The 13190-nt window shown below is 68.0% G+C and carries 12 protein-coding genes; 1 reads left to right on the top strand and 11 read right to left on the bottom strand.

Translation table 11 applies throughout. The features are described 5' to 3' along the window. Window positions 1-244: 244 nt before the first annotated feature. From KS03_RS04685 to KS03_RS04635, 11 genes are all read right to left on the bottom strand, one after another. Complete coding sequence (locus KS03_RS04685) at window positions 245-886, bottom strand: VC0807 family protein (protein ID WP_015877938.1); 642 nt, start codon at window positions 884-886, stop codon at window positions 245-247. A 101-nt stretch (window positions 887-987) separates the two neighbouring features. Further along, entirely contained in the window at window positions 988-1731 is a 744-nt protein-coding gene (locus tag KS03_RS04680; RefSeq protein WP_015877939.1) for a CbtA family protein, read from the bottom strand. A gap of 13 nt (window positions 1732-1744) precedes the next feature. Then, window positions 1745-1954 carry a CbtB domain-containing protein gene (locus KS03_RS04675; protein ID WP_015877940.1) on the bottom strand — a complete coding sequence of 70 codons (210 nt, stop codon included), beginning with the start codon at window positions 1952-1954 and terminating at the stop codon, window positions 1745-1747. A gap of 368 nt (window positions 1955-2322) precedes the next feature. Then, window positions 2323-3945 (bottom strand): chaperonin GroEL, encoded by a 1623-nt coding sequence (groL, locus tag KS03_RS04670; RefSeq protein ID WP_015877941.1) that lies wholly within the window; start codon window positions 3943-3945, stop codon window positions 2323-2325. 99 nt (window positions 3946-4044) lie between these two features. Further along, window positions 4045-4365 (bottom strand): co-chaperone GroES, encoded by a 321-nt coding sequence (locus KS03_RS04665; RefSeq protein ID WP_015877942.1) that lies wholly within the window; start codon window positions 4363-4365, stop codon window positions 4045-4047. Window positions 4366-4584: 219 nt separating this feature from the next. Then, complete coding sequence (gene acnA, locus KS03_RS04660; protein WP_015877943.1) at window positions 4585-7239, bottom strand: aconitate hydratase; 2655 nt, start codon at window positions 7237-7239, stop codon at window positions 4585-4587. Window positions 7240-7288: 49 nt separating this feature from the next. Further along, window positions 7289-7819, bottom strand: coding sequence for a chromate transporter (locus KS03_RS04655; RefSeq protein ID WP_015877944.1), 531 nt, complete (start codon window positions 7817-7819; stop codon window positions 7289-7291). A 4-nt stretch (window positions 7820-7823) separates the two neighbouring features. After that, on the bottom strand, window positions 7824-8408 hold the full coding sequence (locus tag KS03_RS04650; RefSeq protein ID WP_015877945.1) for a chromate transporter: 585 nt from the start codon (window positions 8406-8408) through the stop codon (window positions 7824-7826). A gap of 58 nt (window positions 8409-8466) precedes the next feature. Continuing rightward, window positions 8467-9237 (bottom strand): SDR family NAD(P)-dependent oxidoreductase, encoded by a 771-nt coding sequence (locus tag KS03_RS04645; RefSeq protein ID WP_015877946.1) that lies wholly within the window; start codon window positions 9235-9237, stop codon window positions 8467-8469. 67 nt (window positions 9238-9304) lie between these two features. Further along, entirely contained in the window at window positions 9305-10720 is a 1416-nt protein-coding gene (locus tag KS03_RS04640) for a CoA transferase (protein WP_015877947.1), read from the bottom strand. Window positions 10721-10880: 160 nt separating this feature from the next. Continuing rightward, window positions 10881-11702, bottom strand: a complete 822-nt coding sequence (locus KS03_RS04635; RefSeq protein WP_015877948.1) for a LuxR family transcriptional regulator — start codon at window positions 11700-11702, stop codon at window positions 10881-10883. A gap of 619 nt (window positions 11703-12321) precedes the next feature. Here KS03_RS04635 and KS03_RS04630 point away from each other — a divergent pair. Continuing rightward, complete coding sequence (locus KS03_RS04630) at window positions 12322-13122, top strand: sterol desaturase family protein (protein ID WP_015877949.1); 801 nt, start codon at window positions 12322-12324, stop codon at window positions 13120-13122. Window positions 13123-13190 lie beyond the last annotated feature (68 nt).

The following is a 13190-nucleotide window of genomic DNA, read 5'->3' as shown; positions in this document are numbered from 1 at the left end:
CCGGATCAGAACACTTTAGTGTTGCGCCGCAAGCTCGGTCAACGCCGGATTACTACCAATGGCCGTCGCCATTGCGCCGAACGGCCGAGCCGGCAGCGCGCCGTGCGCGGCGCCTCGAACCGCGCGCGAAGCGGCGGACAAGCGGCGGACGAGCGGCTGACTCGAGCCGCGAACGCGAGGCAGGGAAACGCGAGGCAGGGGAACGCGCCAAAGGACAGCGGCCCGATGCGGGCCGCCGACGAACTCAGAGCGTGGCCTCGCCCACGGCCACGCGGCCGCGCATGCGCTTGCGGAACCAGAAGGTCCAGCACAGCAGCCCGCCGAAGATCGCGTAGCTGAGGATCGGCGTGATCACGAGCGTGCGCTCGATCGGCCAGGCCCAGGCGCACCAGCTGCGCAGCGCGCACTCGATCACGAGGCCGACGCCCCAGGCGAGCGTGATGAGGCGCAGCGCGGCACGCACCGCGGCGCTCTCGCTCCACAGCGTCTCGAAGCGCGCGACGCCGCCCTCGCCTCCGCCCTCGCCTTCGCGCGCCATGGTGGCGCGCGTCAGGTAGTAGGTGATCGGCCGCCGGAACAGCAGCGACACCAGAAACACGATGCCGATCGTGCCCGACACGAACGACTCGCGGATCAGCAGCAGCCGCGGGCTGCCGCCCATCGCCAGCATCGCGATCGACAGCGTGATGCCGAGCAGCGCGATCGCGGAAAGCGCGTCCACGCGCCGTGTCTTCGCGAACTCGACGATGCCCCATGCGAGCGGCGGCACCGCCGAGGCGTACAAGGCGCCCGTCTCACCCCAGTAGGGCAGCGAGAGCCGATAGACGACCCAGGGCAGCACGAAATTGACGGCGAGCTCGGCAACGAAGGCAGCGCGGATTTTCACGGACAGGGAGCCTCGCGAAGCAACAGGGCGGATTCAGTATAAAGGCGAACGGCCACCGAAGTGGCCGTCGTGCCGCCGCCGTATCGCGAACGCGCGGACGCTCAGCGCGCCGCGGCCGGGCCGCCGCGACGCGGGGCCGGCATCAGGCCGCCGCGTTCGACCAGCGCGCCGAACAGCAGCCCGATCGTGGCCCAGAGGATCGCCTGCATGCCGAGCGCGGCAACGCGGAATTTCCAGAGCACCACGGCCGGGAACGCGGCCGGCACCTCGTCGATGGCCGGCAGCGCGAGCTGCACGGCCGTGATGATCGCGAGGAACACCAGCCCGGCCGCGATCGACGCGTTCCACTGGCCCAGGCGGGCGGCCAGCGCGCGGCGCAGGTTCAGCGAGAACACCGAGACCGCGATCGAGATCGCGATCATCAAGAAGAACAGCCCGGTACGATAGCCGATCGTCTCGGGATCGCCGACCGAGGGCGGGTTCGCCGGATACTTCAGGCTCGGCACGATCACCAGCGCGACGTAGGCGGCCAGCGCCAGGCAGGCCGACAAGGTGCGCGGCCGCGTGCTGCCGATGCGGCCGTAGGCGAATGCGAAGGTCAGCGCGAACAGCCCGCCGAGCGCGGCGCCATATACCACCACGCCGGTGCCGAGGCCGAGGCCGGCCTGCGTCGGGCGGCCGACGAGTTCGGGCTCGGGCGCCTCGCCCCTGGCCGCATCGAGCTTCTGCTCGAACCCGATCGCCTGATCGACCTGCGGCTCGCCGGCGATGCGGGCGAAACCGAACGTGAGCAGACCGGCGGCGATGCCTGCGAGCATCCCGCGCACCAGCAGTTTTCCGACCATCGCGCGCTCCCGGTCAGTGGCAGGGGAAGCCGAGCAGATGGCGCGCGTCGTGGACGAACTCGTGGACGAGCATGCCCGGCACGAGCGAGGTCGCGCCTTCCTCGGCGCCCACGAAGTAGAGCGCCAGCAGCATCAGCAGGCCGCCGAAGACGATCCACGGCAGCAGTTCGCGCATCGGGATGGGCACCGGCGCGGCGGCCGGCTTCAGGGTGGTTTCGGACATGTTCGGTTCTCCAGGGGATTCGCGCCCCGCTCGACGAGCAATCGTCAATGGCATGAAGGAATGGCTGGCGTGCGCGTCTGGCTTGCGGGACAAGCGAATGCCTCGCTGACAGTGGCGCGACCGCGCCGGATTCACACCGGCTTGCGCACGACGCAACGGCTGGATTCTACGCGGGATGCGAGCGGATGGGGGGCGTGGCACGCATCGTGTCGAGGGCGCGTGCAAGACGGCTCACGCTGCCGCCGGCGCTCGCCCTCGCAGCGGCTCCGGCTCGGGTGGCAGGCCGGCGCGCGGGCGAGGGCGCCGGGCCGGCGAGGCGGTTGCCCCGGCCCGGCATCGCCTCGGGCCAGATCGGCCCGGGCCGCCCGTCAATAGTCCATCTCGGGCGCGGCCGCCGGCACCGGCTTCTCGTCCTTCGGCGCTTCCGCGACAGTGGCGTCGGTCGTCAGGATCAGACCGGCGATCGAGGCTGCGTTCTGCAGCGCGGTGCGCGTCACCTTGGTCGGATCCACCACGCCGGTTTCCACCAGGTCACCATATTCGCCGCTGGCCGCGTTGTAGCCGAAATTGCCCTTGCCTTCGAGCACCTTGGCGATCACGACCGCCGGTTCGTCGCCGGCGTTCGACACGATGACGCGCAGCGGCGCTTCCAGCGCGCGCAGCACGATCTGAATGCCCGCGTCCTGGTCGGCGTTCGCGCCCTTCAGGCCGGACAGCGCGGCGCGAGCCCGCAGCAGCGCCACCCCGCCGCCCGGCACGATGCCTTCCTCGACGGCCGCGCGCGTCGCGTGCAACGCGTCGTCGACGCGATCCTTCTTCTCCTTCATCTCGACCTCGGTCGCCGCACCGACCTTGATGACCGCCACGCCGCCCGCGAGCTTGGCAAGCCGCTCCTGCAGCTTTTCCCGGTCGTAGTCGGAGGTGGCCTCGTCGATCTGCGCGCGGATCTGCTTGACCCGGGCCTCGATGCGCTTCGCCTCGCCCGCGCCGTCGATGATGATCGTGTCCTCCTTGCGGACTTCCACTCGCTTGGCTTGCCCCAGGTCCTCGAGCGTGGCTTTTTCGAGCTGCTTGCCGGTCTCTTCCGCAATCACCGTGGCGCCCGTGAGGATGGCGATATCCTCGAGCATCGCCTTGCGGCGATCGCCGAAGCCCGGCGCCTTCACGGCCACCACCTTCAGGATGCCGCGCATCGCGTTGACCACCAGGGTGGCCAGCGCTTCGCCCTCGATGTCCTCGGCCACGATCAGCAGCGGCTTGCCGGCCTTGGCGGCCACCTCGAGGATCGGCAGCAGGTCGCGAACCGCGGAAATCTTCTTGTCGTGCAGCAGGATCAGCGCATCGTCGAGGTAGGCCGCCTGCTTTTCCGGGTCGTTGATGAAGTACGGGCTCAGATAGCCGCGGTCGAACTGCATGCCCTCCACGACGTCGAGTTCGTTGTCGAGCGACTTGCCATCCTCCACCGTGATGACGCCCTCCTTGCCGACCTTCTCCATCGCGTCGGCGATGATCTTGCCGATCGCCTCGTCCGAGTTCGCCGAGATCGAGCCGACCTGGGCGATTTCCTTGTTGGTCGAGATCGGCTTGGACAAGGTGCGCAGCTGGTCGAGCACGGCGCCCACCGCCTTGTCGATGCCGCGCTTCAGGTCCATCGGATTCATGCCGGCGGCGACGTGCTTCATGCCCTCCTGCACGATCGCCTGCGCAAGCACCGTGGCCGTCGTCGTGCCGTCGCCGGCCACGTCGGCCGTCTTCGAGGCGACCTGCTTGACCACCTGGGCGCCCATGTTCTCGAAGCGGTCCTTCAGCTCGATTTCCTTGGCGACCGACACGCCGTCCTTCGTCATCGTCGGCGCGCCGAAACTGCGTTCGATCAGCACGTTGCGGCCCTTCGGACCGAGCGTGACCTTGACGGCGTCGGCCAGCACGTTCACGCCCTTGACGATGCGGGCGCGCGCGCTGTCATGGAATTTCACGTCTTTTGCACTCATGTCGTTGCTCCGGGAAAAGTCCTTGACTCAGTGTCGACTCGACACGTCGCGAACAGCGTGGCCAACGAGGCGAGCACGCCGTGCGCGACCCGAACCGGCTCAGGCGGCCTCGCGCGCCTTGGCGTCGCGGCCGGCCTCGAGAACGCCCATCACGTCTTCTTCCCGCATGACGAGCAGTTCCTCGCCATCGACCTTGACGGCCTGGCCGGCATACTTGCCGAAAATGACCTGATCACCGACTTTCAGCTGCAGCGCGCGCTGGCTGCCGTCCTGCAACAGCCGGCCGCTGCCGACCGCGATCACTTCGCCTTGTTCGGGTTTTTCTGCTGCGGAATCAGGGATCACGATGCCGGATGCCGTCGTGCGCTGTTGTTCGATTCGCTTGACGATCACCCGGTCGTAAAGGGGACGAATTTGCATTTCCATCTCCTGTGCGATAGATCGATTACCAAAGGGAATCCGGCCGCACGTCAGTGCGAAAGCGGGCGCTGCCTCGGGCGCGGCGGCCGTGCCGATGATCGGCGGAATGCGAGATAAAGGCGCGGCGCGGACTCTTCAAGAGGCGCGCGCGCCAAGAGAATGTAACGAAATATTTCAACCGAGCAGAGGCGTGCTTGGCTCGCCCCGCGCGAGCGCGCTTCAGCCCGCCGCGAGGGTGGGCGTCGCGGCCGACGCCCGTGCCGCCGCGAGCTGACGCTCGAACACCGTGCGCAGCACGCCGCCGCCGCGCAGATAGCGCCATTCGGCGGCCGTATCGACACGCAGGGTGGCCGGCGCGCGGGCCAGCACCACGGCATCGCGCGATACCACCACCAGCGCGCGGGGCCGAGGCGTGTCGGCGCGCGCATCGAATTCGATCGCCACGCGTTCGGTGCCGCGCCATGCGATGCCATCCAGCGCCACGCCTTCGTCGAGCTCGACCGGAAGCACCCCGAGCAGCACGAGATTGCTGCGATGGATGCGCTCGAAGCTGCGCGCGACCACCGCCGCCACGCCGAGCAGCGCGGTACCCCGCGCGGCCCAGTCGCGTGCGCTGCCCGATCCGTATGCCTTGCCCGCGATCACCACGCTGGGCACGCCGTCCTTGATGTTCTCCAGGGCCACGTCGTAGAAACTGCCGGGCGCGCCGGAGCGCGCCGAGCGCGCGGTGCTGCCGCCGGTGATCGCGTTGACCAGACGCGGGTTCGAGAAGGTGCCGCGCATCATCACGTGATGATTGCAGCGCCGTGCGCCATAGGTGTTGAAGTCGGCCGGCGCCACCCCGCTCGCCTGCAGATACGCGCCCGCCACGCCCTGCACGGCGATCTCGCCCACCGGGCTGATGTGATCGGTGGTCACGGCGTCGCCGAACACGCCCAGCACGCGGGCCGCGTCGATCGCCCCCAGCGCCGTCTCGCGCGCGGGGGCGTGGAAGAACGGCGGCTCGACAAAGTAGCTCGATCGCTCATCCCATCTGAAGACCGGCCCCGACTGCGCACGCACGCCGCGCCAGCGCTCGTCCGCGCCCTCCGGTTGCGACGCATCGTAGAGCCCCAGGTATGCCTGCCGATCGACCAGCGCCTCGGCCAGCGCGGCGACCTCGTCGGCCCCGGCCCGCAGCTCGGCGAGATAGACCCGCCGGCCCGTGGCGTCCTGGCCCAAGGGCTCGGTGTCGAGGTCGCGCAGCACGCTGCCCGCGAGCGCGAAGGCCACCACCAGTTCGGGGCTCGCGAGATAGTTCGCGCGGATCGCGGGATGAATGCGGCCCTCGAAATTGCGATTGCCCGACAGCACCGCCGCCACCGTCAGTTCGCCATCGCGCACCGCCTGCTCCACCCCCGGCGCCAGCGCTCCGGTATTGCCGACGCAGGAGGCGCAGCCGTAAGCGGCCACGAAAAAGCCGAGCTGCTGCAGCGGCGCGAGCAGGCCGGCCCGTTCGAGATAACGCGTCAGCGCGCGCGAGCCCGGCGCCAGCACCGTCTTGACATAGGGTGCCGGCTTCAGCCCGCGCGCCACCGCGTTGCGTGCCAGCAGGCCGGCGGCCAGCATCGCCGACGGATTGGCGGTATTGGTACAGGAGGTGATGGCCGCCAACACCACCGCGCCGTGCTGCGGGCCGCCGCCGGTGGCGCCGGCCGCGGGCCGGGCGCCGCCCAGGCTCGGCGGCAGTGCCGCCAGCGACAGCTTCTGCTGCGGTCGCGACGGGCCGGCGACGGTCACGCCCACGCGCGACAGGTCCACCGCGAACACCGACGAATAATCGTGCTGCGTCTCGTCGGGGATGCCGAACAGATCCTGGATGGTGTAGTAGCGGCGGACCTGCTCGACCCACTCCGCCGCCCGGCCGGTGCGCCGCAGATAAGCCAGCGTCGCCTCGTCGACACCGAAATAGCCGGTTGTCGAGCCGTACTCCGGCGCCATGTTGGCGATCGTCGCGCGATCCTCGACCGCCAGCGCGCGCGCGCCCGGCCCGACGAACTCGATGAACTTTCCGACCACCCCGAATTCGCGCAGCGCATGGGTGAGGTGCAGGGCGGCATCGGTCGCCCGCACGCCGGCCGCGAGGCGGCCGTCCAGCCGCACCGCGACCACTTCCGGCGCGCCTTGGTAGAGCGGCTCGCCAAGCAGCGCGATCTCGGCCTCCAGCCCGCCCACGCCCCAGCCGAGCACGCCGAGCCCGTTGATCATGGTGGTATGCGAGTCGGTCCCGACCACGCTGTCGGGAAACACGAAGCCGTCCGCCCGGGCGATGACGCCCGCGAAATATTCGAGGTTGATCTGATGCACGATGCCGTTGCCGGGCGGCACCACGCGCAGCCGGTCGAAGGCCTGCGCGGCCCATTTGACGAACGAGAAGCGCTCGTCGTTGAGCCGGTACTCCTGCTCGAGGTTCAGCGCCTGGGCCGCCGCGTCGCCATAGGCCGCGGCCACCACCGAATGATCGATCACCAGATCGATCGGCAAGCTCGGCCGAATCGCCTCGGCCGCCACGCCTGCGCGGGCCGCCGCCGTGCGCATCGCCGCGAAGTCGCCGAGCAGCGGCACGCCCGATGCGTCTTGCAGCAGCACTCGCGACACCCACACGGGGATCTCCGCTCGCATGCCCGGCCGCCATGCCAGCAGGCTCGCCACCGCCTCGGCATGGCTGGCGTCGCTCACCAGGCGACGCAGCGCGGCCTCCAGCAGCACCCGCACCGTGGCGGGAAAGCGCGCGACCCGCGGATGCTGCCGCTGCACCCGCTGCAAGGACACGAATCGAAGCGGCTCGCCCGCCTCGACTGGAAACGTATCAACAAACGCATGCGCATCGATCATGATCTAGGACGCTCGAGGCGTGAATGGACCCTGAGCCGGCAGCCCCGGCTCAGACGAATTGCCCGTATCCGAGCAGCGCGCCCGCGAAGATGAACCATAGCGGATTGAGACGGCTGCGCAGGCACAGCAGCGCCACGGCGGCGCAGAGCAGATAGTCGGCGATGCGCAGCGCCGGCGACACCACGCTCGCGGACAGCACGTAGCCGGTGGCCAGCAGCAGGCCGATCGTGATCGGCGCGAGCGCCCGGCGGCCGATCCGATACCATCGCGCCTCGCGATACAGCGGCGCGTATTTTTCGACGGCGAGCGCCAGCAGCGAGGACGGCCCGCACATCCCGAGCATCGCCACGACCGCGCCGGCGAGCCCCGCCACCTGGCCGCCGAACAGCGCCACGAACAGCATGTTCGGACCGGGCGCGGCCTGCGCGATCGCATAGAGCGCGGTGAATTGCTGGTCGGTCATCCAGTGCATCACCGAGACCAAATAACGATGCGTCTCGGGCAGGGTGACATTGCCGCCGCCGAAGGCCAGCAGCGACATCAACAGGAAATGGCGGGCGAGACTGAGCAGGACGTCCATGAAGTCACCGCCGCTGGGCCAGGGATTCGACCATGATCGCGAGCGGCACGACCACCGCGAGGGAGGCCAGCGGCCAATGCAGCACGCCGATGATCGCGAGCGTCGCGGCACCGAACAGCAACGCCCGCCAGGTCCTGGGCTGCCCCAGCGCGAGCCGCAAGCCGGTGCCCAGCACCAGGCCGGTGCCGGCCAGCGCCATGCCGTGCAGCGCGCCCTGCACCCCGGGCACCGTCAGGTAGTGCTGGTACACGCGCGCGAGCAGCAGCACGAGCGCCACCGGCCAGATCAGCAGGCCGCTCACCGCCGCGAGCGCGCCCGCGCCGCCGGCGTGCCGATAGCCGAAGATCACCGCGAGATTCGTGACGGTCGCACCGGGCAGGATTTGGCCGATGCTGAGCATCTCGGTGAATCCGGCATCGTCGAGCCAGCGCTTCTGGTCGACCAGGGTTCGCCTGAGCCACGGAATGACGCCGCCGAATCCGCACAGACCGATCAGCGAGAACGTGAAGAACAACTCGGCGACGGGAATCGCACGGCCGCGCGGCGCCGATACCGCATCGCCGATATTTTCCGCATTCGATGAGTTCATGGGCAATAGGAGAAGTGGGCACCGGCGAGGCGCGCCGGTGCCCGGGGTGAAGCCGCGATCAGCGGGCGCGCTCGGCCCCGCCGTTGACGTGAATCACCTGTCCGGTGATGTGCAGCGCTTCCGGCGAGGCGAGCCAGCCGATCGTGTTGGCGATGTCGTCGGGCGTGCCGGCACGGCCGTTCACCGCTTCGGCGATCTTGTCCTGGCGCTGGCGCTCGTTGAGCGCGCCGCCGAAGAACTCGGTATCGACCACGAAGCCCGGCGCCACGGTATTCACCGTCACGCCCTTCGGCCCCAGGGCTTTCGCGAGATCGGCGCAATACGGGTGCAGCGCCGCCTTCGAGGCGCCATAGCAGCCCTGCCCCGAACCGCGGAACGCGGCGATCGAGCTGACCAGCACGATGCGGCCGCCCGGCTTCGACAGATGCGGCACCAGGGCCTCGGTCAACAGCACCGCGGACAGCGTGTTCATCCGCAGGTTGTCGGTCCAGCGCCGGGCCACCCCGGCCAGCCCGTCCGCGTAATCGCTGGCGGGCCGCTGCCGCAGCACGTGCCCGCCAGCCGCGTTGACCAGCACGTCGACCGTGCGGAACCGTTCGACCAGTGCGTCGCGCAAGCTCTCCACCTGCGCGGGCTCCGACAGGTCGGCCCGCAGCGGCAGCACGCGCGGCGCGCCGGGCGCGGCCTGCGCGATCTCGTCCACGGCGCGCGCCAGCACCGTCTCGCGACGGCCCACGATCACCACCTGGGCGCCGCGACGCGCGAAGTAACGCGCCGCTGCCAGGCCGATTCCGGTACCGCCACCGCTCACCACCACCGTCTCACTCATGGTCCTGCTCCTTTGCTGTTTGCCGTTTACTGCCTGCGATTGAGGCCTGCCGATCGCAACGCACGCCCTACCACGCCACCGGCGAGGAGCCGAGGTCGCAGGAGGGATGGTCCCAGCGCATGGCCGCGCCCAACACCTGCGCCGGCGCCCGCACACGGCGCGCCGCGCCCCAGCTCGTGTGCTCGACCCAGTCGTCCAGATCGGCCTCGGTTTCCGGCGCGATCAGCGGCTGGGCCCGGTCCTGGATGCCCTGCGAGGTCAGCAGCAGCGCGGTGCGCGCCAGTGAGCCGCGAGTCCGCGAGCCCGCCCCGGTTCTCAGCCGCTGGGTGAGGCCGCGCACCGCGGCGGCGGCCAGCAGGTAGCCGGTGCCGTGATCGAGCGCCTGGCTGGGCAGCGGCACCGGACGCTCGGCGCCGGCCTCGCGCATGCCGGTGGCCGCGATGCCGGTGCTGATCTGCACCAGGCTGTCGAAACCGCGCCGGTCGCGCCATGCGCCGCTCCATCCGTAGGCGTCGAGCGACACGTCCACCAGCCCCGGGTTGAGGCGGCGCCGTTCATCGGCATCGAGGCCGAGCCGCTCGAGCGCGCCGGGCCGGTAGCCGTGCACCAGCACGTCGGCCTCGCCGATCAACCGGCGCAGCATGGCGAGGCCGTCCCGCGACTTGAAGTCGAGGCGCGCGCAACGCTTGCCCAGCACCACTTCCGGCACATTGTTGGGCTCTTCCCAGCCGAACGGATCGATGCGCAGCACATTGGCGCCATAGCCGGCGAGAAACCGCGTGGCCACCGGCCCCGCCAGAATGCGCGTGAGGTCGAGGACCCGCACCTCATGCAGCGGGCGGGCGGCGGGAATCTGCCAGCGCGCCCGGGGCGCATCGGCCCCCACCGCGTCGTGGATCAGCAGCGGCTCGGCCTGCACGGCCCGGCCCTGCGGATGCTCGGCCCACTGGGCCTGGGTGTGCAGCGCCGCGGCGCAGCCGTGTTGCGACACCACCGCGCTTTCCAGCTCGTCCGACTTCCAGCGCGCCACCTCGCGGGCCACGGCGTCCTTGTCGAGCGGCGTGCCCAGCACCGCGAGCGCCGCGTCGCGATGATGCGGCGCATTGGTATGCAGGCGAATCCAGCCGTCGGCGGTCCGATAATCACCGGCGATCACGTCCCACTGCGGCGGCATCTGCCAGCCTTGCGGACGCAGCGAGGTCTGGAACCACAGCGAGGCGTAGCGGCGATCGACCTCCACCGCCGGCCGCGCGCCGTGCGCCTGCCCGATCAGTTCGGCAACCGCGTGAGCCGCCGCCGCGATGCTGGCCGACGCGAAATCCGTCACGTGAAAGGCCGACGGCAGCACGCCGTGCCCCTTGAAACCGACCTCGCTCAGGCCGTCCGGCGCGCCGCCCAGCGCGCTCCAGATCTCGCCGAGGCAAGCCCGGGTGCGGGCCACGGAGGTCTCCTCCAGGGCAGGGTTCGAATTCAGTTCAGACATGGATCGTCTTCTCGATGAAAGTGGGCGCCCGAAGCGGCGGCACGGCGCTACCTGCGCATCCGTGCCGGCTCGCATCCGGCATGCGGCAACGACGTCAAGACTCCATTCCCGGATGCCGGCCAGCTTCGGCTCGGCCCCGATCCGGCCTGCCTACCGTGATCTAGTAGAGCAGGCCGAGCAGTGCGGCCTGTGCTGCTGCGGCCGTCTTGTTGCAGGTATTCATCTTGGCAAGAATGTTCTGGACATGGAAATTGACGGTCCTTGCCGACACCTGCAGGATCTCCGCCAGTTCCCCGGAGGTCTTGCCGTCCACGGTCCAGCGCAGGATGGTTTTTTCCATCTCGGTCAGCAGCACCCGGTTGGCTCCCGTCATCGGCGGACGCAGCATCTGGCACAGGCGCGAATGGACGATGTGCGCAAGCCAGAGCAGTTGCGCCTCCGCCTCGACCTCCATCGCCCCCGCATAGCGGCAGGCGGTGCGCGCCACCGTCAGCACCCCCCAGTTGCCGGCGCCATCCCTGACGAGCTGCGACCAGCCTCCGCCTATGCCGGCGCGCGCCAGCATGGCGCGAAAGTCCGGGTGCGATGCGAAGGAGGCTTCGTCCCAGGCCATCGGCATCATCGAGGACTTGCACCGGGCAATGATCGGGTTGGCTTCCGATACCTCGTCGGCGCCTTCGCGCCGGCTCCAGGCCGGCGGAAAATTGCCAATCACCAGCTTGCGCGGCGCCGACACCGGTAACGAGGTATTGAAGAAATACTCCAGATAGGCGAACCCGAGGCGCCGGGCAATCGGCAGCACCGCGTCCAGCAGGCTCTCCGGGGTGTCGCCGCGCTCGCGCGCCGCCGCGGCGAGGCGATAGCCGCCACCGATGACGTGCAGCTGCGCCGACACGCGCGCTTTATCCAGCAATTCGGCCAGCGGCGAGGCGGGTTCCGCGGCGGGAAAGCCCAGATTGCACGGATTATCGACGCTTGCCATGACCGCCGCCTTGGTTGAAGTACCGAAGATATTGATCCGCCATGTCGCCACCGAAAGAGTTAACTTTGCGAAAATGCCGGGAATCACAAAATGATTATCGCCTCAGTGTATCTTTCATAAAAGGATACCGATCGGTATCTTTTTAATTCGATGCAATATTCATTCGCGTCGACCCCATTGTCAAGTTCTTTATTCGATAAAGATTTTTGCTTGCCCCGTCGCTTCGGGATGGTAGGCCCCTGTTGAAGAATACAGATTTCCCGAGGCGTTGCGATCCCAGCTTTGGTGATGGTCAGGTTTTCCTGATTACCATTACCTTTCAAAAATATTAATGAAAATTCTGCCGATTCCCGGCCAATTCCAGGCAATAACATCGTTCAAAAAAAAAGTCGACTGATAGCTGGGCCGATGCAACTGTCAATGTTGCCAGCGCGAATCACTTGCTCGCCGCTCCGCCTGACGGATATAAATAGTTCGCGGCGTGATGATCCGTATCAAACCAAGCCACTTCGTGGCACGCTCCGCCGCCGGCCATGCCTGAACCGCGAAACATTCGCATTTCGACGGCTTCGGCATACCCATCATATTTCGCATAACTTATTTACCGACGGAGTAAGACATGAGCGAATTTCTTGCCTACCTGACCACGCACGGGCTGGTGATCAGCGGCGTGGCATTCCTCGCGATCTTCGCGCTCGAAAGGGCTTTCCCGAAATACGATTACCCGCGCGACCTGAACCTCAAGCGGGTTTTCCGCAACGCGGTGGTAGGCGTGTCGTATCGCGCGATCTTCTCGCCGGTGGTGATCGCACCGCTGATGCTCTACGTGACGCGTGACCTGCCTTATCGGCTGCCGCGCCCCGACTGGTTCACCGGCGTCACGGCATTCGTCATCGACATCTTCATCCTCGATTGCCTGAACTATTCGATTCATTATTTCGCGCACAAGATCCCGGTGCTGTGGCGGTTCCATACGCTGCACCACCTCGACACGCATATCGACTCGACCACCGGCTTCCGCCAGCATTTCGGCGAGAAATTCCTGGTGCTCGCGATTCGCCTGCCGGTGATGTACGCATTCGCGATTCCCTACAAGACCGTGATCGCCTTCGAAGTTATTTCGTTTTGCGTGACGACCTTCCACCACAGCAACATCAACATTCCGGAGCGGCTGGAGCGCGCCCTCAGCAAGCTGTTCGTGATGCCGACCTTCCACAACATCCACCACGGCCGCGAAGTCGAATACACCGATACCAACTACGGCTTCATTTTCAGCATCTGGGATCGCCTGTTCGGAACCTATTCGATCGATTACCGTCCGCAGGCCTTCTCGAACGGCCTCGATCACCACGACGATTTCTCCGCCGCCAAGCTGTTGTACCTGCCTTTCACCACCACGCCCGTGAAGGAATGGAAGTAATTCCCCAGCCATGCCGGCACCGGCGGCTCCGCTCTCGCCCCGCGAGCGCCGCCGGCGCCGGCCACCCG

Origin of the sequence: Burkholderia glumae LMG 2196 = ATCC 33617 (assembly GCF_000960995.1) — a bacterium.
GTDB lineage: Bacteria > Pseudomonadota > Gammaproteobacteria > Burkholderiales > Burkholderiaceae > Burkholderia > Burkholderia glumae.
Note: the sequence above shows the minus strand (reverse complement) of the source record. Positions and strands in the feature narration are given on the sequence as shown.